Annotated in this window: 23 protein-coding genes and 2 riboswitches; of the genes, 17 read left to right on the top strand and 6 right to left on the bottom strand. The window is 35.7% G+C overall.

Features of this window, described 5'->3' with window-relative positions:
• Positions 1-45 precede the first annotated feature (45 nt).
• Positions 46-357 (bottom strand): hypothetical protein, encoded by a 312-nt coding sequence (locus F0362_RS16170; protein WP_044810051.1) that lies wholly within the window; start codon positions 355-357, stop codon positions 46-48.
• A gap of 161 nt (positions 358-518) precedes the next feature.
• Positions 519-1796, bottom strand: coding sequence for a histidine--tRNA ligase (locus F0362_RS16165; RefSeq protein WP_000425306.1), 1278 nt, complete (start codon positions 1794-1796; stop codon positions 519-521).
• 345 nt (positions 1797-2141) lie between these two features.
• Here F0362_RS16165 and ybaK point away from each other — a divergent pair, with 345 nt between their 5' ends.
• From ybaK to F0362_RS16145, 4 genes are all read left to right on the top strand, one after another.
• Entirely contained in the window at positions 2142-2618 is a 477-nt protein-coding gene (ybaK, locus tag F0362_RS16160; protein ID WP_000710868.1) for a Cys-tRNA(Pro) deacylase, read from the top strand.
• 245 nt (positions 2619-2863) lie between these two features.
• Positions 2864-2967: riboswitch (purine riboswitch) on the top strand.
• A gap of 176 nt (positions 2968-3143) precedes the next feature.
• Positions 3144-4022, top strand: a complete 879-nt coding sequence (locus F0362_RS16155) for a 5'-methylthioadenosine/S-adenosylhomocysteine nucleosidase (protein ID WP_000742447.1) — start codon at positions 3144-3146, stop codon at positions 4020-4022.
• A 216-nt stretch (positions 4023-4238) separates the two neighbouring features.
• Positions 4239-4595 (top strand): hypothetical protein, encoded by a 357-nt coding sequence (locus F0362_RS16150; RefSeq protein ID WP_000896124.1) that lies wholly within the window; start codon positions 4239-4241, stop codon positions 4593-4595.
• 476 nt (positions 4596-5071) lie between these two features.
• Positions 5072-5899, top strand: a complete 828-nt coding sequence (locus tag F0362_RS16145; protein WP_149889881.1) for an endonuclease I family protein — start codon at positions 5072-5074, stop codon at positions 5897-5899.
• Between the two features lie 153 nt (positions 5900-6052).
• Here F0362_RS16145 and F0362_RS16140 read toward each other — a convergent pair whose 3' ends face one another.
• Positions 6053-7483, bottom strand: coding sequence for a YfcC family protein (locus F0362_RS16140; RefSeq protein WP_001176941.1), 1431 nt, complete (start codon positions 7481-7483; stop codon positions 6053-6055).
• Positions 7484-7682: 199 nt separating this feature from the next.
• Between F0362_RS16140 and rraA the strand changes: the two genes are divergently transcribed.
• The 7 genes from rraA to F0362_RS16105 all read left to right on the top strand — a co-directional run bounded on the left by rraA (position 7683) and on the right by F0362_RS16105 (position 15252).
• Positions 7683-8162, top strand: coding sequence for a ribonuclease E activity regulator RraA (gene rraA / locus F0362_RS16135; protein ID WP_000266041.1), 480 nt, complete (start codon positions 7683-7685; stop codon positions 8160-8162).
• Positions 8163-8500: 338 nt separating this feature from the next.
• Positions 8501-10273, top strand: coding sequence for a DUF4430 domain-containing protein (locus F0362_RS16130; protein WP_001241039.1), 1773 nt, complete (start codon positions 8501-8503; stop codon positions 10271-10273).
• Positions 10274-10329: 56 nt separating this feature from the next.
• Positions 10330-11136, top strand: a complete 807-nt coding sequence (locus F0362_RS16125; RefSeq protein ID WP_149889880.1) for a DUF4430 domain-containing protein — start codon at positions 10330-10332, stop codon at positions 11134-11136.
• 22 nt (positions 11137-11158) lie between these two features.
• Entirely contained in the window at positions 11159-12037 is an 879-nt protein-coding gene (locus tag F0362_RS16120) for an energy-coupling factor transporter transmembrane component T (protein ID WP_002093566.1), read from the top strand.
• A complete protein-coding gene (locus tag F0362_RS16115) occupies positions 12010-13671 on the top strand; it encodes an ABC transporter ATP-binding protein (protein WP_149889879.1) in 1662 nt (553 codons plus the stop codon). The genes F0362_RS16120 and F0362_RS16115 overlap by 28 nt, the downstream gene beginning before the upstream one ends.
• On the top strand, positions 13644-14345 hold the full coding sequence (locus F0362_RS16110) for an ECF transporter S component (RefSeq protein ID WP_002093568.1): 702 nt from the start codon (positions 13644-13646) through the stop codon (positions 14343-14345). Before F0362_RS16115 ends, F0362_RS16110 begins: the two co-directional genes overlap by 28 nt.
• Positions 14346-14529: 184 nt before the next feature.
• Positions 14530-15252, top strand: a complete 723-nt coding sequence (locus F0362_RS16105; protein WP_000779958.1) for a YwiC-like family protein — start codon at positions 14530-14532, stop codon at positions 15250-15252.
• Between the two features lie 33 nt (positions 15253-15285).
• Here F0362_RS16105 and F0362_RS16100 read toward each other — a convergent pair whose 3' ends face one another.
• The gene (locus F0362_RS16100) at positions 15286-15477 is read right to left on the bottom strand and encodes a hypothetical protein (RefSeq protein ID WP_000545000.1); all 192 of its coding nucleotides are present in this window, start codon (positions 15475-15477) and stop codon (positions 15286-15288) included.
• A gap of 122 nt (positions 15478-15599) precedes the next feature.
• Positions 15600-15698: riboswitch (SAM riboswitch) on the top strand.
• A 40-nt stretch (positions 15699-15738) separates the two neighbouring features.
• Between F0362_RS16100 and F0362_RS16095 the strand changes: the two genes are divergently transcribed.
• From F0362_RS16095 to F0362_RS16080, 4 genes are all read left to right on the top strand, one after another.
• On the top strand, positions 15739-16059 hold the full coding sequence (locus F0362_RS16095) for a hypothetical protein (RefSeq protein ID WP_073990648.1): 321 nt from the start codon (positions 15739-15741) through the stop codon (positions 16057-16059).
• 262 nt (positions 16060-16321) lie between these two features.
• Positions 16322-16711 carry an SWIM zinc finger family protein gene (locus F0362_RS16090; protein ID WP_149889878.1) on the top strand — a complete coding sequence of 130 codons (390 nt, stop codon included), beginning with the start codon at positions 16322-16324 and terminating at the stop codon, positions 16709-16711.
• A gap of 22 nt (positions 16712-16733) precedes the next feature.
• On the top strand, positions 16734-17309 hold the full coding sequence (locus F0362_RS16085) for an NAD(P)H-dependent oxidoreductase (protein WP_149889877.1): 576 nt from the start codon (positions 16734-16736) through the stop codon (positions 17307-17309).
• Positions 17306-17659, top strand: a complete 354-nt coding sequence (locus tag F0362_RS16080; RefSeq protein WP_001002312.1) for a hypothetical protein — start codon at positions 17306-17308, stop codon at positions 17657-17659. The genes F0362_RS16085 and F0362_RS16080 overlap by 4 nt, the downstream gene beginning before the upstream one ends.
• Before the next feature lie 40 nt (positions 17660-17699).
• On the opposite strand, the gene F0362_RS16075 is transcribed toward F0362_RS16080, so the two are convergent.
• A complete protein-coding gene (locus tag F0362_RS16075; protein ID WP_000490016.1) occupies positions 17700-19046 on the bottom strand; it encodes a short-chain fatty acid transporter in 1347 nt (448 codons plus the stop codon).
• A 604-nt stretch (positions 19047-19650) separates the two neighbouring features.
• A complete protein-coding gene (locus F0362_RS30980) occupies positions 19651-19791 on the bottom strand; it encodes a hypothetical protein (RefSeq protein WP_253265934.1) in 141 nt (46 codons plus the stop codon).
• 508 nt (positions 19792-20299) lie between these two features.
• Here F0362_RS30980 and F0362_RS16060 point away from each other — a divergent pair.
• Positions 20300-21838, top strand: a complete 1539-nt coding sequence (locus F0362_RS16060) for a thiol-activated cytolysin family protein (protein ID WP_149889876.1) — start codon at positions 20300-20302, stop codon at positions 21836-21838.
• 322 nt (positions 21839-22160) lie between these two features.
• Positions 22161-23390: a serine hydrolase domain-containing protein gene (locus F0362_RS16055; protein WP_000531373.1), complete on the top strand. Its 1230-nt coding sequence runs from the start codon at positions 22161-22163 to the stop codon at positions 23388-23390.
• The last annotated feature ends 52 nt before the right edge of the window (positions 23391-23442 follow it).

Below are 23442 nucleotides of genomic sequence, written 5' to 3'. Positions count from 1 at the left end.
TAATATAGACAACACCATCGGTAATAAAAATTTCGATTTATCCTACTATGAGTTAAAAACTTCATTTTTAGTAGTGGAAGTAGCGTCTAATAAAAGGAAGATTGCTGCTATAATATGTAGAACGATTGCTATATAAGGAAAGAAGGCAACTAGAGTAACGATAATACCGATATAATGAGGATACGTATTCATGCTTTCTTTTTTAGCTAATAAAAAAGTAGTGATATGTAAAACAATCAATAGTAGTAAAGGTATCCCATATAGGTTAACAAGACTTGGAAATAAATAATAACAAGGAAGTAATAAAAGATGATAGATCCCTGTAGTCCATTTTAGTGCTTGGATGTAGGTTTTCAAAGTTAATCAGCCTAAAACAATATATATCTATATATTACCAAAAATAATAGGTAATTGGATATTATATATTTGTAGTTTTGAGTAGATTATAATCATTTTATGTAAACTAATTATAGGTTATCTATAAAATAGAAAAACCACCCAAACGAGGGTGGTTTTTATTATAAATAATTACTTAAAGAAGCAAGAGGAACCTTCACCCCACTACCTTCTTTCATATTTCTTAGCATAACGGTTTCTGCACTAAGTTCCTCTTCACCAATAATAAGTACATAAGGGATGTTCTCTTTATTGGCATAATTAAGGGCGCGTTTTAGTTTGCGTCCTGCTAGTTCAAGTTCGATTTTCAATGAAGTAGTGGATCGTAATTGCTGGGCAATTTGCAAGCATTGTAATTCTGTCCCGAGTGGGATAATAAATAAGTCCGCTGTAGAGGGTTTTGTTTCTTTCTGTGAGAGTGCTGTATAAATAACGTCTAAACCGAATGAAATACCGACTGTTGGATAGTTCATATTATCACCACGGAATGCTCCGATAATATTATCGTAACGACCACCACTACCGATGCTAGATGTAATCGAGCCATCTTTTAGAAAGATTTCATATACGGTACCTGTGTACATTGTGAGTCCTCGTGCTAAAAACGGATTGAATATAGCATTCTCGTTTATTCGAAGAGCAATTAAATATTGCTGTAATTGTTGTAATTCGTTTATTCCATCGGTAACGAGTTGATTATTGAAAGCTTCTTTAAAGTCAGCAATTGTAAGCTTTAGACAAGATAATACGGTATTACATATCGTATCAGCCATTTCTTCAGTAATTCCACGCCCCAATATATCTTTCCGTACACCATCAATCCCAATCTTTTCAATTTTGTCTAATGATAATATTACGTCACTCATTAATTCAGTAGGGATGTTAATCGCCTGAAGAATACCGTTTAATAATTTTCGGTTATTATATTGGATCGTTACTTCTAAGTTTAACGTTCGGAACAGTTCAAACGCCATGCTCATAAGTTCAGCTTCTGCCATGACAGACTCAACACCGACTATATCAACGTCGCATTGTATAAACTCACGAAATCTCCCTTGTTTAATCGGACCATCTCGAAATACTTTCCCAATTTCATACCGTTTAAAAGGTAGACGAATATTTGGATTCATCGCCACGACTTTTGCGAATGGAATTGTTAAATCGTAACGTAAAGCAAGCTCACGTTTTCCTTGATCTTGAAGTGTATATATTTCCTTTAAAATTTCATCACCACCGCCATACTTGTAAGACATAAGTTCATACATATTTAACGTAGGTGTCTCTAACGGTTTACAGCCATAACGTTCAAAAGTATCTTCACACGCTTTTTTAATTTTATTTCGCAGCACTTGCTCCTCTGGTAAATAGTCCTTTGTTCCTTTTACATTTTTCATTTCCACTGTAATCACTCCTTTTTTAAATTAAAAAAAGCTATGCGGGTATAAAAATACCCACATAGCTTTATGAACGCTTCGTGGGTAAACAGGAAAAGCCCTGTACCCACGAAGAAAAAATTTTCTTCGGATACACGGCGTTACGTATGATGATGAAGTTGGAAAGAAGTATTAAAATTTCGCATTACAAATCTCTCCTTAACATAAGTTTTTCCAAATTATATCAGATGATTTTTGAAATATCAATATTTTCAGTTTTGAAAAATGCGTGAAGTTATGTAGAAGAAATGGAAAAGGGTGTATAATAAAAGAAAACTTAATAATATGAAATAACCTTTTAAGGAGAAGCACATGAAAAAAGATAAAACGAATGCGATGCGAATATTAGATAAAGAAAAAATTGAATATTCGATGATGTCATATGATCCAGACGATGGGAAAATTGATGGCGTGTCAGTAGCCGAGAAAATTGGACGAGAAGTGAGAGAAGTATATAAAACGTTAGTCGCTCAAGGGAATAGTAAAAATTATCATGTGTTTATCATTCCGGTAGATGAGGAACTGAATTTAAAAGCAGCGGCAAAAGCAGTTGGTGAAAAGAAAATTGAAATGATTCCAGTAAAAGATATTACGAAAGTGTCAGGATACATTCGCGGTGGTTGTTCACCAGTCGGAATGAAGAAGTTATTTTCTACATGTATCGATGAAAGCGCCCGATTACTTGAAACGATCATTGTAAGTGGCGGAAAAATTGGTATACAAATTGAGCTGAAAGTGGAAGATTTGGCGAAAGTAACGAGAGCGCAGTTTGGTGAGATAACGAAGTAAATATACATAGGGGAAGAAGTTCTAAATATTATGGAACTTCTTTTTATTTTAGATAGATGTTTCTTAACGGTTGTTGTAGGATGATCTAATTAAGTATACGGATTATGTTTTTTACGGTATAAAACATAAAAAAAAAGATTTTTTCAGTATAAAACATTTTAAATACGAACATTTTTAGGGTGAAATAAAATAATGTTCATATTTATATTGCTTCTATACTAATAGTTTGTTATATTATCCATATAATAATTTTGAATAACATCACTCGTATATACTCGGTAATATGGTCCGAGCGTTTCTACCTAGTTCCCAATGAAAGAACTGGACTACGGGTTAAAGTATTCGGTCGGTTTGTGTATGGAGCCGCTACCGTTCTATAATGAAGCATTGACCTCGTCTTTTGCTTCATTAACTTTGACTACCGTAGTTCTAGAAAGTAGAGATTCTTCTACAATTTCTAGAACTTTTTTGTTTGGACCAAAAGTATCGAGTATAGAAAACAACAAGAGAAAGAGGAGATTATTTATGAAGAAGAATACGTTGAAAAAATGTGCTGCCCTAGTAACTACTGCTGCATTGTCACTCTCGATACTTGCGGGATGTAATGCGAGTCCGAAACAAGTTGAGGCAAAAACCAATCAAAAACCAATCTTAATTCAAGGGCCAATGCCGATAGAAGCTGAAAGTTTTGCGAAAAGGTTGAAAAATGTGAAAGAAGAAAAATCTGGAACATTTGTATTTTATAAAGGAACTGTCGACAATTATCCTGTAATCGTTGCGAAAACAGGTAAAGGAATGGAAAATACAGCAGCTGCTACAGCAGTGGCTATTGAAAAATATAAGCCTATAGCGATTATTAACCAAGGAACATCGGGTGGCCATGATCCTAATTTAAACGTATTTGATATTGTGTTAGGAAAACAAGTTGCAAATATAGGTACATTAAAAACCACAAATATGGATGAGAATCAAGGGATTGAGCCAACAAAATGGATATCTATGGATTTAATGGCTTCTGAAGGAAGTGCAGGAGAAGATCCAAATGCTGAGAAAATCCGATACTACGAGGGAGATAAGGATTTACTTGCAGCAGCTAATGCAGTGAAAGATACATATACAAAAGGTAAAGTGGTTGAGGGTACGATAGGTTCAGCAGACGTTTGGAATAATGAAGTTGATAGAATTAAGTGGTTCCATACAAAATACGGTACATCTGTAGAAGAAATGGAAGGCGCTGCTGCAGCGCAAATCGCAAAAGCTTATGACGTACCATTTTTAGGAATTAGAGTATTATCTAACAATAAAACAAACGGCGGAAAATACAATCCAAATACAGCAGCGGCAAATCAAGAATATGTATATGAAGTAGTTAAAAAGTATATAGCTTCGATGCCAAATAAATAGAAGTAGTTGTATGCTCAACATAAATGTCAATTAGCTCCAAAAGTTTCCGAGACAGATAGATTTACCTTAGGAATGATAGTTGAAAAAGAAAAGCTTGTTTCTTATTGAAAAATATAAGAAATGAGCTTTTTTATTTAGAAAAAAATTGAGTAATTAGTTTATAGCGTTAATATATAACATTGAATATCGTAATAATATAATGGAGGTGAATGTAAAATGGCTTTTACTACAGGTCCTATTGAAAACTTGGGAAATCAACCTGCTAATGCAAATAGAGTTAGGGTGAAAATCCTTAACCGTACTGCTGGCCCGCTTACTGGAGTAGCTAGAGTTTTTAGACTTGACGGTTCAATAGTATTAATTGAACAGGTGAATTTCAATGTGAATTCTAATGCTTCTACTATTGAAACTCTAAGTTTAGTTCATCCTGCTTTTGGACAAGCATTAGAATATGAAGTTCAAATTGTTCCTAATCAACCTGGTGGACTATATAGTGTTTATGGAATAACAGCTGAAAGTGTTATCATTACTGCACAACGTGTTGTCAATGCAGAATTAACACAGTTTCTTTAATAAAAATAGATTGGTGCCTACATGGTATCCAATCTATTTTTGTACTTATTTTTCAGAGAAAGAAGAGTTTTACACAAAAAATAAAGACAGTTATGGAAAAAGGAAGAGCCGAGCTATCATCTCGATTTGTACGATTGCTGTCCTAGACTCTATCTGTTTTATTGCACGGTTTTTTTTGAAAAATTTATTAAATATGCATAATTGCATAAAAAAATTGAAATTTATAAGTTAACATTAAACTACTTTTTAATTGTAAAGAATAGTTTAATAATCTTTACTAGGGAAGGATATTCCTTGTGAAAAGTGAATTTGTTTGAAAAGTAGATAAACCAAAAGTATGGAAATGATACAGACTGAATAGGGGTTTGTATTAAATAAAAAGAGAAGGGGAATGGAGTTTTAAACGTTTTCGTAGTTTTAGGGAGAACATTTTTAGTAAATGACTTCAAATTATATTTTAAAGGGGAAATGGGTATATGAAGTTTCGAAATACAAAGCTTGCTATGGTTACACTATCTTCATTCTTTATTTTAGGTTCTGCATCTCTATCATTCACAGATACTATACATGGTGAAGTAGCTTCTGTATCACCACAAGAGATGATTGTAAAAAGCTATGACGATACATATTATAATAATGCAATAGGAAAAACGGGTTTGGAACTAAAGAAGGAACTTCATAATATTATTGATGATCATACAAAGTTATCATACAGTGCGGTTTGGGAAGCGCTAAGAGATACGGATGAAGATCCAAATAATAAAAACAATGTAATACTCTTATATACTGGGCGTTCGCAAGGGAAACTTACGAATGGTTCAGGAGTTAATAACTGGAACCGAGAGCATGTTTGGGCAAAATCTCATGGTGATTTTGGAACGGCTGCAGGACCTGGAACAGATCTGCATCATTTAAGAGCGACGGATGTATCTGTAAATAGTTCACGTGGAAATCTGGATTTTGATAATGGTGGTGTGAATCATTTGGAAGCGACAGAATGTAAATATGATAGTGATTCTTGGGAACCTCGTGATAGCGTAAAAGGAGACATCGCTAGAATGCTGTTTTACATGGCTGTTCGTTACGAAGGGGATAGCGGTGAAATAGATTTGGAACTAAATGAAAAGGTGAATAACAATAAAGATCCGTACATGGGGAAACTCTCTGTATTACTAAAATGGAATGAACAAGATCCGGTCGATGATTTAGAGCGAAAGCGTAATGAAATAATTTTTACAAAATATCAACATAATCGTAATCCTTTTATTGATCATCCGGAATGGGTAAATAAAATTTGGAACTAAGATTTGTAAAGGTATTATATTTTGTAAGAAGGGATTGATCATAATGATCAATCCCTTCTTACATCTATACTAGAATCAATAATTTTCATAGGATTGGAGATGAAAATAGAATAGATGTTTTTGTATCATCAAGTTAAGTATATTGTAAACCTTTTAGTACGGTCCCCACTCAATATTCACTCCAATAATAAGAAAAATAAGTCCAATGATAAACCAAATGAATGCAAGAGGAGCCATAAATCGAATCCATTTTCCGTAAGAAATGCCGCTAGCTGCGAGAACGCCCATTAAAACACCGGAAGTTGGATTTAAGCAGTTCACTACACCTTCGCCGAGCATAACAGCTTGTACTGTAACTTGGCGTGTAATGTGCATGAAATCAGCTAATGGAGCTAATATCGGAATGAAAATAACAGATTCTCCTGTCCCGGATGAAATGAGGAAATGTAATGCGGCACTACTTACATACATACCGATAACGCCAAATACAGGGCTATATCCTTCGAGAGACTGTGCGAGTTGATTAACAATTGTATCAAGTAATTTGCCTTGTTCTAGAATGACTGAAATAGAGCGAGCCATTCCGACGATCAAAGCACCGTATATGAGATTTTGGCAGCCTGCTAGAAAAGTAGAAGCGATATCGTTCGCTTTCATACCGCCTATTATTCCTGCTGTAATTGCGATGAAAATAAAAGTAGCGGTCATTTCTGCATCTGTCCAATGTAGTCGAAAAGCCCCTATTAAAAATACAATTAATGATAAAGCTGAGACGAGTAAAATTAATTTGTGACGTATTGTCCAAGGAACTTCAGTTTTCTCTATTTCTCTCTCTCTTGAAAGAGCATTACTTGGAAACCAGTTATCGCCGAGTATGCTTCCTTTATTCGATTTTTTTAAACGTTTTATATACCAATTAATATACAAAATGGTAGCAATTAAAAAAGAGATATAGATTGCTGTACGTAACCCAATCCCTGAAAACATCGGAAGTTCTGCGATTTTTTGTGAAATACCTAAAGGTGAGGGAGATAATATAGTAGCATTAAAACCAGCATAAGTGCCTAAATAAATAATTGCTACGCCAACGATAGCGTCCCATTTCAATGTGCGTGCAACGATGATGCCGATGGGGATAAAGCCGATAACTGAGTTAACGATAATGCCAGTCGTTCCGAGAAGAGAAAAGAGTGCGGCGACAATACAAATGAAAAGTAATTGCTGATTCCGAAATTTGTTAATCACATGATAGATTAAACCGTCAAGAGCACCTGTTTTTTCAAGAATGGCAATGGCACCACCTGTAAATAAAATTAAGAAGATGATAGGAGCAGCAAGTGTCATTCCTTTTTCAATAGCGGTAAAAAAAGAAACAAACCCTACCGGTGATTGCGGAACAGAATGGTAACTTCCTGGTATTGTCGTTGTAACAGTCCCGTTTGTTACTCTTTTAAATTCTCCAGCAGGAACGAAATAAGTAGCTATGGCACAAAGTAAGGCAATAAAAAATAGTAGTACGTACGCGTCAGGCATTTTAAACTTTCGTTTACTAGGTTGTTTTTTTATCTCAGTTTGTAATTGCATAAAATCCCTCCTTTTTCACTTGGTTAATTTTTAATATTCTGAAATTTATCTGTGAAATAGATTATAATAAAGGTGACTTCTTAAGGCAATAGTTTTTCTGTCCTTTCCTGCACATACAAATTATTGCAACATTAGACAGGGAAACGAAAATAATCCAAGAATATGTTAAATAGAAAGTAAAAGGAAAAGAGGGAAAAAGATGTGGAAAACTACGGATCTATGTGATGAGTTTGAAAAGGAGTTACAAATATGTCGCCAGTCTTTTCGATCTTTTGGGAAGAAAGAACAATTCCACGGGAAAATTGCAACGGTGAAAGTGAAGGATGATAATGTACTAGTGAAGGAAGGATTACAAACATTACCAGAAGGAACGGTATTAGTTGTTGATGGTGGAGCGTCTACGAATTGTGCGTTACTCGGTGATAATTTGGCAGCTATTGCAGAGGAAAGAAAGCTGGCAGGAATTATTGTAAATGGATATGTTCGTGATTCTAGTGAACTAAAGAATATTAATATTGGTATTTTAGCGTTAGGGACGATGCCAAATAGAAGTGTAAAAGAAGGGAAAGGAGAACGAAATATTTCATTGCAATTTGGACAAGTAGAATGGAAGCCAAATGATTATGTTTATGTGGATGAAGATGGAGTCATTATTAGTGAAAAAAGTTTGCGTCGTTAAAGGTTAGTAAGTTACTATTCTTAGAAAATAAATCCGATAAAGCATGGACAAAATTCTTTGTCAATAGTAAAATAATACAGAAATTTAAAATTAACAGAATGTATAGGTTTATCGTTTTACGATAACTTAAATGGAAGTAAGTCGTGCCTAAAAAAGTGAATGTTATCACAATGATACGTTCATGAACAAAATTATTTTTCCTATACAAATATAGCGGCGAATGATGCGGGTAGGAGGTGTTGCACAGTTTGTTCGACACTTACAAAAAAAGAGTGTCAATTGCACGCCCTTGAAGGGTCTTTTTTTGTGTGAATAGTAGTAAGGGAGGAAATTTTGGGATGGCAATGTTGAAAAAATGGCTGCTTACGTCGTTAATGGCAGTTATACTTGTATTTGTTTCTTTTGCGAATACAGTACATATTACGTTTGCTGAAGGAAATACAGCAAAACTTGCAATTGTTGGTGAATCACAAAATGGCATTATGTTATGTCCGAAAGAAGAGCAAATTAAAGATGGGGAAACAGCTTTAAGTTTGCTGCAAAAAGTCATGGGGGACAAAGTAGAAGCTGAAACGATGTCGTTTGGAACGTATGTAAAAGGCATTGATGGGCTAATGGCCGGGGCTACAAGTGGCTGGCTGTATGATGTAAATGATAAATCTGCAGAAGTTGGAGCGGATAGTTATAAATTAAAATCTGGAGATGTTGTTGTTTTCCGTTTTGTTTCAGACTGGAGCAATATGAGTCAAGAAACATTACAACAAACATTAGATAAATTTGGTACTTGTAAAACGGTAGAAGAACCAAAAACAGATGATCCAAAACAAGAAAAACCAGAAGAACCAAAGACGGATGATCCAAAACAAGAGAAACCAGAAGAACCAAAGACGGATGATCCAAAACAAGAGAAACCAGAAGAGCCAAAAACAGATGATCCAAAACAGGAAAATCCAGATGGAACAAAAACACCAGAAAAACCAAAGCAAGAGAACATTCAAGTTCCAGCAGCGCAAGTAAACGAAGCAATTTCTAAAACGTCTGAAAAGATGTTACAAGATGGAATAGAGAGTGATTGGGTAGCTCTAGGGCTTTCTCGTTCTGGAAAGAATGTACCAATTGAGGCGCAATTAAATTATGTTAAGGCAGTAACAGAAAAAGTGGAAAAGCGTATAAATCGTTTTTCAGCAACAGATTTAGCTAGAACGATTATTATGATGAATGCAATGAGTGCAGACCCTAAAAAGGTAGGCGGACATAACTTAGTTCAAAAATTGTATGAATCTGATAAAGTAAATTCTGTTACAGGTTATACATTTGCGTTACTTGCCTTTGATACGAATAAATATGAAATTCCAGTCGAAGCAAAGTGGAATCGAGTTGCTTTAGTAGATGCAATTTTAAACACGCAACATACAGATGGTGGCTGGACTTATACTAGTTCAGGTAGTAAAGATAGTGCTAGTAGCGTCGATGTAACAGGTATGGTTTTATCCGCGTTAGCACCTTATCAAGATCGATCAGATGTGAAACCAGCTGTACAAAAAGCTGTTGCGTATTTATATACCGAACAGCTAAAAAATGGTGGTTTTTCTGCTGATGGACAAGAGAATTCTAATAGTACTGCGCAAGCAATTATTGGATTATCACTTGTTAAAGATGTAGATCAAAATCGTCTTCATAAGGCAGTGCAAAGTCTGCTGTCATATCAACTTCCAAATGGTGAATTTAAATGGTTACCAAGTGATCAAAATGGTAACGGAATGGCTACAGAGCAAGCTCTTTTAGCGTTAGTTCAATTTAAAGAAATCGGAAAGTCTATTTATGACTGGTCTAATGTAGGCGATGATGAAGTAATTAAGCCGAAACCGATTGAAGAGCCAGAAAATAAGGTAATAGAAAAAGAAATTACTGAAGAACCGAAAGAACAAAAACAAATACAACAAGAAACAAAAGATGAAGATGTAAAAGTTGTTGTAGATAATAAACCAGTTAAAAATGAAAACATGCTACCGAAAACAGGAGCATCTTCTCATAGTACAGCTACAGAAGTAGGTATGGGTGTATTATGTATTGCTTCTGCATATGTATTATGGAGACGTAAAGCAGCTTAACAAAAATTAGGAGCAATGATTTGCTCCTAATTTTTATATGAAAGGTGAGAGAGAACATGAGTAAGATGAAGTGGTTCATTTCTTTAATGCTTTCACTCGGGCTACTTGCCGGATGTGAAGAGGCGGCTGTAAAGCCTGAGAAGAAAGTAGAGCCAAAGCAAGAAGAGGTAGCAAAACAAGAAGAACCGAAAGAAGAAGTGAAACCGGAAGAGAAACAAGCTGAGCCGGAACAGAAACAACAAGAAGAGAAACAAGAACAAAAAGTAGCAGAGCAGCCGAAAGAGGAAAAGCCGCAGGAACAACCTGAAGTAAAGAAAGAAGAGAAACCTCAGGAGCAATCTGCTACTAAACAACCAGAACAACAAAAAGCACAAGAAGAGAAACAACAGCAACCGAAAGCACAGGAAGTAAAAGAAGAAGCAAAGGTTGTCAATCAGCCGAAAGAAACACCAAAGCAGGAGCAAAAGGTAGATCCGAATAAAGAGAATAAAACGATACCGACTCCGCCCGTACCAACTCCTGTACCACCAAAACCAGATCCAGTACCGGTACCTAAACCACAAGCAAAACAAGTTACTATCTCCGTAAAAGGACATGAAGCGTACTTATTAGGTGCGAAAAAGGTTGATGTACAAGAAGGTGATACTGTTTATAAAGTGTTGCAGCGTACAGGATTAGATGTTGATGCAAGTGGATCAAAAGATAGTATTTATGTAAAAGGTATTAATGATTTATATGAAAAAGATATTGCCGATACTAGTGGATGGAAATATCGTGTGAATGGTGCATTTCCGAACCGTAGTGCTGGTGTAGTTACAGTAAAACCAGGAGATACAATTGAGTGGGTATATGTATTAAAATAAGAAAGGCATTCGGTAAAGGACTATGAAAATAAGTTTTTCTTCTTTACATCCTTTTGTGAATTTTTTCTATTATATTGGGGTGATGATACTATGTATGATGTGTCTTCATCCTCTTTTTTTAATTGGAGCAATTTTATTAATCGTTATTTTAAATGTGATACAAGGGAATAGCGAAAAGATAAGAAAGATGTTACCGAGCACAATCGTATTCTTTTTTATGGTAATTTTATTTAATTCGTTATTAACGCATAGAGGTCGAACTACGTTATTTTGGTTAGGTGATAGCCGTATTAAGCTGGAGGCAATTATGTTTGGACTAGTAATGGGGTTATTACTAGTTGCGATTATGTTTACGTTTGCTTCGTATAATGATATTATTTCAAGTCATAAATTTTTATATTTGTTTTCGAGAATTTCACCGAAAGTTGCATTGTTAACGATGATTACAGTGAGGTTTGTGCCTTTGTTTATTAGACGATTACAGAAAATAACACTCGTCCAAAAGACAAAAGGTGTGCAGGTAGATTCAGGTTCAATTGTTGAACGAGTGAAAAATGGCATGCAGTTACTGCAAGTATTATTAATTTGCTCGTTAGAAGATGCACTTCAAACGGCAGATTCTATGCAAGCTCGTGGATTTGGTGTAACGAAACGTACGACGTATATTCGGTATAGAATGGAAAAACGTGATTGGTATACGCTCAGTTATTTAATGATTTTATTTATAACTGCTATCATATGTAGTAAGTATGGCGGAGGAAAATTGATCATTTATCCGAAAGTCGAATTTATTCTATTCCACCAATACGATGGAATGATGTTTGTAGCATTTACGCTGTTTATTAGTTTACCAATCATAATGGAAGGAAGGGAATGGATATGGTGGCGCATGCAGAAATAAACAATTTATCATTTGTATATACTGATGAAAATGAAAAAGCGTTACAGCATATTTCTCTTTCTATTCAAAAAGGAGAGTTTATAGCGCTAGCTGGAGGATCCGGATCTGGGAAGACGACATTATTAAAACATTTTAAAAAGGAGTTACTTCCAATTGGCACGCGTTCGGGAGAGATGTTTTATGAAGATGTATTATTAGAGGAAGTACCTGACTTATTATCTGCCCAAGAAATTGGGATGGTATTTCAAAACCCAGAAAATCAGCTTGTAATGGATACAGTGATTCAAGAATTAGCATTTTCTTTAGAAAATATCGGATTACCATCACATATTATTCAAAAACGAATAGCCGAGCTCATTAGCTTCTTAGGATTTCAAGATTTATTGCATCAATCTGTTCATACGTTATCTGGTGGGCAAAAACAACTTGTCAATTTAGCTGCGGTATTAGTTATGCAGCCGAAACTATTATTATTAGATGAACCAACGGCGCAATTAGATCCAATTGCTGCGAAAGAGTTTTTAGGATTGTTAAAACGTATTAATGAAGAACTTGGAATTACGATTATTTTAAGTGAACATCGTTTAGATGAAGTGATACCACTTGCAACACGCGTTGTTTGTATGGATAACGGCCGAATTGTTTATGATGGTAGTCCTAAAACAGTTATAGCGAAAATGTGGAAAGTAGAAAACTTCCGTCCATTTATTCCGCAAATTCCAAGGTTGTTTTTAGAATGGAATGCGAGAGATATTCCGTTTACAGTGCGAGAAGCACAAATGAAAATGAATGACTTTTCAGCGATATCATATGTGAATGAGCAGATGGTACAACGTGAAAAACAAGAAGTAATGTTAAGTGCAGAACATATTTCTTTTCAATATGAAAAAAATAGTCCGCTTATTTTACGAGATTTAACAGTTGCGATTGAAAAAGGAAAATGGGTAGCGCTCGTTGGGAAAAATGGTACTGGGAAGTCTACACTGTTAACGATTTTAGCAGGATTGCAAAAAGCGAGAAGAGGGAAAGTAAAGTGGCATGGTAAAGTGATACATAAAATTGATTCGAAAGAACGATTTAAAAGGATCGGGTATGTATCACAGCATCCGTATTATCATTTTACATTTGATACAGTGTGGCAAGAAGTTTATGAACGTGCTCGTGAATTATATGGAGAACAAGGAAAAGAAATAGCAAAAGATATGTTGAAACAGTTTTGGTTACATTCGCTTAAAGAGCGCCATCCACATGATTGTAGCGGGGGAGAGCAACAACTACTTGCATTATGTACAACGTTATTATCAAAACCAACGCTATTACTACTTGATGAACCGACAAAAGGGTTAGACCCATGGAAGAAAGAAAGAGTAGGGGAGCTATTTAGGAAATTACAAAAAGAAGGTACAACCATTGTAATGGCAACGCATGATATTGAGTTCGCAGCGAAATATGTTGATCAGTGCATGATGTTATTTGATGGAACAGTCATTATGAATGATGCACCGAAAGAATTTTTTAGCGGTAACTTCTTTTATACAACATCTATTAATCGATTCATTCGAAAAGAATTGCCATATGCATTAACGTGGGAGGATGTGTACGAAGCGTGTCCAAACGATATATTGCATTCATAATATGTATTTTTGCGTTTATAATAGGCACATTACTCTTTACTACACTCCTCATGGACGGCTATTACATGGTAAGTAGTTTGTTTTTATTAGCTGTTATTATGTTACCTTTCTATATCCGTTTTGAAAGGAAGGCGTTTGTTTCACGTGAAATTGTTCTCGTTGCCGTGTTAGCAGCAATTGCTGCGGTTAGCCGCGTACCATTTTCTATTTTACCAAGTGTACAACCAACTTCCTTTGTCATTATCGTTTCTGCAATCGTGTTTGGGAGTGAAACTGGTTTTATGATCGGGGCAACAGCCGCTATCGTATCGAACATTTTTTTAGGACAAGGTCCGTGGACACCGTGGCAAATGTTTTCGTGGGGTATGATTGGTTTTATAGCTGGACTATTACGTAATACATTTTTCATGAAAAAGCTATGGGGAAGACTCCTATACGGATTAATTGTTGGATTTTTATTTGGTTGGATTATGAACTTCTGGGGACTTCTCGGTTTTATACGAGAAGCAACGTGGGAAACCGTCATTGCGTACTATGTCGCGAGTTTTTACTTTGACTTAAGTCATGCGATTTCAAATGTTATTTTCCTACTACTATTTAGTACTTCGTGGATTACGATTCTCACAAGGTTTAAAAAGAAATACGGTATATTAGATGAGCATAACATGACATAGAAAAGCATACTTATATAAGGTAGGGTCGCGACTTACATATTCGTTTGCCTCTTTCATGCTTCTTACATATTGTAAGAAGCATTTTTTATTGTCAAAAAATAGATCCAATATACATCCGTTATTATATAAAATTATTTGTATAATAGTAGGTGAGAACTTCTTTCAAGAGGGAGGTGTATAGTTAATGAAGTTAGTTATTCCGAAGCAACATGGTGCATGGGCCATGCTTGTTATCCCATTTCTATTAAGTGTCATACTTGGGAAACCTACTTTTTATCATATTCCATTGTTTTTAGCTTGGTTCTTTATCTATTTAGCTACGTATCCATTTCTCATATACATAAAACAAAAACGAAAAAAAGAGTTTTTACATGCAGCAATTGTATATTTTATTATTGCGTTCGTATTTGGGATGATTTCTCTATTATATGAATGGCGAGTTCTTTTATTCGTAGCAGCAATGATTCCATTATTTATAGTAAATATGTATTACGCTCGTCAAAAGAATGAAAGAGCACTGCTAAATGACATTTGCGCAATCATCGTTTTCTGTATAGGTGGTTTAGTTAGTTATTATTTTTCAATGAAACTCATAGATAAAACAGCTTTATTTATTGCGCTTATTTCATTTTTATATTTTTTAGGAAGTACGTTTTATGTGAAGACAATGATTCGTGAAAAAAATAATCCGAAGTATCGTATTATATCATGGGGTTATCATATCGTATTAACGATAATTATATTTGCTATCAATCCATGGTGCTCTCTTATTTTTATACCAAGTGTCATTCGAGCAATTATGTTGTATGGCAAAAAAATTTCTATCATAAAAGTAGGGATTTTAGAAATTGTTAATTCTGTATATTTTTTAATCATAACGGCAATAATTATGAAGTATGCCATTTGAAAAAACTTCCCACCTTATGATGGGAAGTTTTTTTCAATCTTGTTCTAAAATGTGAACCGTGTAATCACAGCGTTGAATAGCTTGTTCGATCGCATAAAGAGATTGCTCAATACGAGCACGATTAAAATCTTTTTCGACAGTCTGTAATGCTTCTTCTAAACAATGTTTTGCTTCTTGTAATGATTGAAAAGAATCTTGTACATATCCGCGAGCATTTTCGTGCATTTCATAATCCTCCTTGCATATTCATATATGTATAGTATGAACAGGAAGAAAGAAAATATAATTTGTTGTATTTGTTTGACAATTGAAATGAAATTACGTATAGTAAGATTTAAGTGAATATTTTCTTATCCAGAGAGGTGGAGGGACTGGCCCGATGAAACCCAGCAACCGCGATGCAGGTGCTAATTCCAGCAGAACATATTTGTTCTGGGAGATAAGACGAAGATATATACGTAACTTCTTCTTATCGGAGAGGTTTTTTTGTTGCAAAAAAACCGATTACGAAAATTTATATTAAGAAGAAAGGGGTTGCGGATTACTGTGACACTCGAAAAATACGTAAAACTGCGTAGTACAGTTTATGAATATATGATAGAGCAAGATAAGCCAATATCATTGTTAGATATTCAAGAACATATCGTTTCGCATCATGAAGGAAAATTCACGAAAAAAATGTTACATCAATTTTATTTATCAAGACTATTAGATGAACTCAAACTGGATGGGAAAATTACATTAGCTGATGATGAATATCTCTATACTGAAAAAGGGGTATTTTATAAGGCGAGAAAAGGGAGCTAGTCTCTCTTTTTTTCTTGAAATAGCGAAGTATGTAGAGTAAAAGACTGCTAATGCAGCCTGATACAGGGAATGGTGTTGAGTGTGTAGTGTCAAAAATTGAATGTGCCTGAAAGAGGCAATTCATATCGGCTGCAAATGAAAAGAGACACCTCCGCCGAATAGGTGTCAGTCGTTTTGTCACGTAGACTCGCTACTTGACAGTTATTAGAATAACATGCAGGTTTTTTGAAGTCAAAAGGGAATTAAAGGAAGAGGTGCAAATATGTACACTTACTTATTAAAAGATATAACGAAATGGATCCCAAAGTACATTATAGATAAGGGATATGAATATTATGAAGATGGACATGTAGAAGATGTTGAAATACAAGACAAGAAAGTAATTGCTTTCGTTACTGGAAATGCAGGAAATTATGAAGTGATTATTGATCTTGAAGATTTTACAGAAAGTAGCTGCGAGTGTCCTTATGAGAATCTTTGCAAGCATATGGCGGCAGTTGTTTATGATATTCAAGGTGCTGGTGAGCGTAAGGTGAAAGAGAAACTGAAAGATTTAGACAAGGAAGAGTTACTTACCGTATTAAACCGTTTATTACAAAGTTCGAAAAACGTACAAATTGTAGAGAAGATGTTAAAGAAGGGGAAACTTTAACTATAGAGGGAGTTGTTTTGTAATGAACGTATTAATTATATACGCTCATCCTAATCCTTCCATTTTTAACGAGGCGATTTTAGAGCATGTGCAAAAAGGACTACAGGGGACAAATCATTCTGTTACAGTACTTGATTTATATAAGGAACAATTTGATCCGGTGCTCGTATTTAATGAAGAGAAGAAAAGGCGTGATTTAGTAAATGAAGAAGAAACAGCTTGGTACAGAACGTTAGTGGCAGAAGCAGATACTCTTTTATTCATATATCCGATATGGTGGTGGGGGATGCCTGCTATTTTAAAAGGGTTTATTGATCGCATTTTCGTAGCTGGATTTGCTTATAAATATGAAGGTGCCTTGCCGAAGGGCTTATTGAAAGGAAAGAAGGCGTGGGTAATTAATACGTTAGATTCACCGTTATGGTACGTCGCCCTATTATATCGATCAGCAGATTGGATTATGATGAAGAGAGGTGTGTTACGTTTTTGCGGCATTCGCGATATAAAACGATCTGTTTTTCAATCTGTGAAAACGAGTAAACGAGAGAAGCGGGAAAAGTGGTTATTACAAATAGAAGAAAAGGCTCGTACATTATGAATGAAATTGATCGTATTATAAATTGTTGTCAGTATGATAACGAACTTTTTCGTACCTATATTAATTGCTTAATCCAATTAAAGAAATATAGTGAAACGTTTCAACAAATGAAGATCCAATTAAGAAATGATTATTTAATAAGAGGGATTTGTGAAAGAGAAGTCGATGAGGTAGTAAGAGGAAGTAAAGAGTATGAAACGTATTTTCTTCCTAAAGCGTTACAGTGGAATTTCTTGAGGGAAAATCCATATCTGATTGAAAAGATATGTGAAGATTTTTTTGCATTTGAGGCATTACATCTTACCGATATAGAGTGGGAAACGATTGTAAATTGCATGGGAAATAAGTGATTTATTATGTAAAAAAGCTAGTATAAAACTAGCTTTTCGTTTAAATAAATAAGAAGCATAAACTAATGATAAAACCTGCATATAGTAAGTTCACAACGCAAAATCCCATAATATCACGAGCACCTAAACCAGCTATCGCTAACGCTGGTAATGCCCAGAAAGGTTGAATTAAATTCGTCCAAGCATCGCCCCACGCAATTGCCATCGCTGTTTTTGCAGCAGGTACACCAAGTTCAGCACCAGCTGGAATCATAATGGGTGCTTGTACAGCCCATTGACCGCCACCAGATGGAACAAAAATATTAACGATGCCAGCACTTAAAAAAGTAAAGAGTGGGAAAGTCGTTTCGTTTGAAATACTAATAAAGAAATTAGAAATAGCTCCTCCAAGAGAAAGTCCTTCACTATTTACTCCAATCATCATACCCATAATTCCTGCGTAAAACGGAAACTGAAGTAGAATGCCAGAAGCACTTTTTGTAGAGTCTGAAAAAGCGCGAATATATTGAATCGGAGTCCGGTGAAAAATAAGACCAGCAATTAATAATATAAAAATAACGATATCGAGTGTAAGGTTAAAACCTTTCGTATAAAAGTAATTGAAAATATAAATGAGACCTAATAACCCAACGCAAAGTGTAATAATGATGCTATTTTCCATTTTTTCAGCGACTGTTTTTGGCTCTACTTCTATAGCAGCAGCTTCTTCATGAAATACGCTAGGATCTACTGTTACCGTATGTTTTTCATCGGGATGCATTGCCCTGTTAATGAGTGGCATCGTAATGAGAAAGATAATAACTGGAACGAGAGCGTATGGTGAGAATAACGTTTCTGTTATTGGAATCGCTTCTTTAATACTTCCAGCTGTCGTTTTAATTAACGTTTCACCGCCCGTAGCTAACGTAAGAGGGATAGAAGCGGAAAGACCCGCATGCCAAATGAGAAATCCAGAGTAAGAAGAAGCAATTGCTAATCTGTAATCTAATCCTTCAAGTTGTCTTGCAACTTCTTTTGCATATAAAACAGATACAACAATACCAAATCCCCAGTTTATGTATGCACCAAGTAAACTTACAATTGAAATGGCAATAATACCTTGGCCATTCGTTTTCGGTAGCCTGGCAGCTTTCGTTAACCCCTTTTTAATAAGAGGAGCGTTCGCTAAAGCAGATCCAGTGACAAGTACTAGTGCCATTTGCATAGAAAAGGCGAGAAGTCCCCAAATCCCATTACCCCAATGATTAATCATTTCGACCGGTGTTTGGTGAGTTGCAAACATGCCGAAGAAGATAACAAAAACAGTTAATAAACATGATAAAATAAACGGTTCTGGCAAGAAACGTTGCACTAAGGCGACGCAACCATTTGTAAAGGAACGAAACAAAATAGATCAACCTCCTTATGTATGTTTCTTACAATGTTCGAGGTTGTTTGGAGGATAACCTTTAATAAATAGAAAATTCTGATATTTATAGATTTTTGTTGTAATGTATTGATAGATTGAATTTATATTTCAAAACGTTTTTTCATTTTGATTTGAAATATTTTTAAGAGGGGGAGTACTACATGCCTTTCAATATAAGAGGAACGAATGGAGCAAATGCTTATTTCTACCTGTAAAAAAATGAATGAACTTATAGGAGCATTGTAATGAATATAAAAGAGAGGTGAAAGGATTGGTAAGGAGAAATTTGAATGTATTTACTAAAATATCCTCTTTGCCAGCGATTGCTACGATTATTATCTTACCAATTTACAATTTATTAAGTAGTGTAGACGATAGTGGGAATTATATGATAAGAATGTTAGTATTACTCACATTCTATCTTTCTATATTTAATGTACCTGTAAGCATTCTTTCAATGTTCAGCACAGAGAAATTAAGTAAAAGAATTTTCGCTTTAGTTGTAAATGTATTACCTATAAGTCTTATCATTTATGCTTTGATTATGGAATTTATAGATGAATTTGTCAGACTAGCACCTTAGTTAAAAAGGGCTCTGCAACACCCCATTGACGGCATGTTTTAAATCCTCGGCCGATAATTGCTGAATATGTAACATAAACCCTGCACCAAGTTCGTATACTCGTCCAGCGATTGTGTGCTGATCATTTATTAAAGGGAGCATAACTAGAGGAACTTCAAAATAAAGTGATTCACTTATGCTGTTTATCCCACAATGGCTAATATTGTGCGTCTGTTTGTTTCAAAATCATTTGCTGAATACTAGACACTATTATCTCCAAGTTCTATTAAATTGTGCACTAATCTTAACGTTGGATTTAGGTGTCACATGAAGTGATTTGTTTTTATCGTTGTGGGGGACACCAAAACTTCAGGGTGATGGGCATATGGTTCTATTCCATCATCAATCTAGTAAAAAAATGTTCTTCCTCCAATATGTAATATTGCATATAAAAATGAATTGATGCAAATGTAAAAGCTTATTATAATGAAGACATAAATATTCAACACATCTTTAATACAACAAAGAGGAGGAAGCAATATGGAAATCGCAATGGCAGTTTTGAAATTTTTAGGTGGGGTAATTCCGTTAGTTCAAGAACTTTTAAAAGCATTTATGTAAGTTTATTAATTAGCAATCATTATCATATTTAATATAAAAAAAGAACGGGGTGATTTTTCTGAAAATTAAGAAAAGTAATAAAAAAATAAAATTCCTAGCATGTGTGTTAGTTAGTTTATGCACTATTCATTATTCATCTATTTCTTTCGCGGAAACGCAAACAGGTAATGCAACTGATGCAGTAAAAAATGCTAGTGACATTAATAATGGTATAGCAAATTTAAAGTATGATAGTAGAGATATTTTAGCAGTAAATGGTGATAAAGTAGAGAGTTTTGTTCCGAAAGAAAGTATCAATTCAAATGGTAAATTTGTAGTAGTTGAGCGTGAAAAAAAATCACTTACAACGTCACCGGTCGATATTTCGATTATTGATTCTGTAGCTAATCGTACGTATCCAGGAGCAGTACAACTTGCAAATAAAGCTTTTGCCGATAATCAACCTAGTTTATTAGTGGCTAAGAGAAAACCTTTAAATATTAGTATAGACTTACCTGGAATGAGGAAAGAAAATACGATATCTGTCCAGAATCCGACATATGGTAATGTGTCTGGAGCAGTAGATGATTTAGTATCTACTTGGAATGAGAAGTATGCATCAACACATTCGTTACCTGCAAGAATGCAGTATACAGAGTCCATGGTGTATAGTAAATCACAAATCGCAAGTGCTCTTAATGTCAACGCTAAATATCTTGATAACAGTCTAAACATTGACTTTAATGCAGTTGCAAATGGAGAGAAAAAAGTGATGGTTGCGGCATATAAGCAAATATTTTATACCGTAAGTGCTGAACTACCTAACAATCCATCAGATCTTTTTGATAATAGTGTTACTTTCGGTGAGTTAACTCGTAAAGGGATAAGTAATGCGGCTCCGCCTGTTATGGTGTCAAATGTAGCCTATGGCAGAACCATTTATGTGAAATTAGAAACAACATCTAAGAGCAAAGATGTACAAGCTGCTTTTAAAGCGTTACTTAAAAATAACAGCGTCGAAACGAGTGGACAGTACAAAGATATTTTTGAAGAAAGTACCTTTACCGCTGTAGTATTAGGCGGAGATGCAAAAGAGCATAACAAGGTTGTTACAAAAGATTTTAATGAAATCCGAAATATCATTAAAGATAATGCAGAGTTAAGTAAAAAAAATCCAGCATACCCAATTTCATATACGAGCACTTTCTTAAAAGATAATGCAACTGCTGCTGTTCATAACAATACAGATTATGTTGAGACTACAACTACAGAATATTCAAGTGCGAAAATGACGCTTGATCATTACGGTGCATATGTTGCTCAATTTGATGTATCTTGGGATGAATTCTCATATGATCAAAATGGGAAAGAAGTACTAACACATAAAACTTGGGAAGGAAGCGGCAGAGATAAAACTGCTCACTTTTCTACAGTTATACCACTTCCACCGAATTCAAAAAATGTAAAAGTCGTAGCGAGAGAATGTACAGGTCTTGCATGGGAATGGTGGAGAACAATTATTAATGAGCAAAATGTTCCTTTAACAAATGAAATAAAGGTTTCAATTGGAGGAACGACATTATACCCAACTGCTAATATTAGTCATTAGGTTGGAGCAAAGCGCCCTGTGTACAGGGCGCTTTTTTACTTTTTTGAAAGTATATCGGTGTTTTTAGATGTATCATAATCAATTCGCAAATCTTGTAATCATATTTTTAAATGGATGTATCAATGTTTTTAATGATTGCATTCTCCATTATTAAATCCCCATAAATGTAGCCTATCTTAGGTTGATAGTGATGCATGGTGCCTCCATGTATATAAATGCATTTTGTCGAAATTATTAAAAAGGGGAATTTTTCTATTTGAAGAACTAATAATTGATTGTCAATATGTATTAGAAATCTCAATCTAAACTAAAGGAGAACAAAATGGGACAAAACAATAAGGGCTTTTCTGAAACAGGATTGCGCAAAATGCGCAATGTATTGGCGCGGCATGTCGATTCTGGAAAGATTCCTGGGCTCGTCGCCTTAGTCAGCCGAAACGGCGAGACGCACGTCGAAGCGCTTGGAACAATGAGGCATGATGGCGGTGCATCAATGCGTCGGGACACGATTTTTCGATTGGCGTCCACTAGCAAGCCAATCGCAGTTTCACCAGTAATGGTTTTGCTCGATGAGTGCAAACTGCATTTAGACGACCCAGTAGACAAATGGCTACCGGAACTCGCCGACCGGCAAGTGTTGAAACAGCCCGATGGCCCACTAGAAGAGACCGTCCCAGCACGGCGTCCTATCACTGTACGAGACTTGTTGACCTCCACATTCGGGCTCGGAGTGGATCTCACGTTGATGGGTTCTCCCATCATGAACGCGTTCTTCGAGAGTGGGATATTCGACACGCCAGGGCAGGATATGCCCGATCCAGATGAGTTTATGCGTCGCCTAGGTGCACTTCCGCTAAGCTATCAGCCCGGAGAGCGGTGGCAGTATCATATCAGTTTAGAAGTAATCGGCGTTCTTGTTGCCAGGGTCACGGGTCAGACGTTCGAGTCGTTCTTGCACGAACGCATATTCGATCCGCTAGGAATGAAGGACACTGGATTCTACGTACCTGAGCTCAAGATTGACCGGCTTCCACCAGCCTTCAACCCCGATCCGCAGACAGGTGAATTCATCGTGTGGGATGAAGGTGTGGGCGGACGTTACAGCAAACCTCCAGCATTCCAAGCAGGCGGTGGTGGACTGCTTGGAACCGTCGACGATTATCACGCGTATTTGCAGATGCTTTTGAATAAAGGGATGCACGGTACTAAACGGATCCTGTCTAGGCCCGCAGTCCAGCTGATGACCACCAACCGTCTTACTCCTGAACAACAAGTATACCGAGACGATTTGGCCAAAAATAACATCCATTTGTCGTTCGGACAAGGGATCCAAGGTGGCTGGGGCTTTGGGATGGCGGTGCGTACCTATCTTGGAGACTACGCGTCTATCGGTCAATTCGGCTGGGATGGCGGAACCGGCACTTCAGCTTACGCTGATCCAGATAAACAGTTTATTGGAATTCTGTTCACACAGGTTGGGATGTCCACTCCAGCCCCATCGCATCTTATCCAAGACTTCTGGACCACGGCCTACCAAGCGATCGAAGATTAGGGTATCGTTTAAAGGAAAACGCCAAGACGGATAGATAATCATAGGCCTGATG

This window comes from Bacillus sp. BS98, from assembly GCF_008432245.1.
Classification (GTDB): domain Bacteria; phylum Bacillota; class Bacilli; order Bacillales; family Bacillaceae_G; genus Bacillus_A; species Bacillus_A toyonensis.
This window is presented reverse-complemented; position numbering and strand designations above follow the sequence as displayed.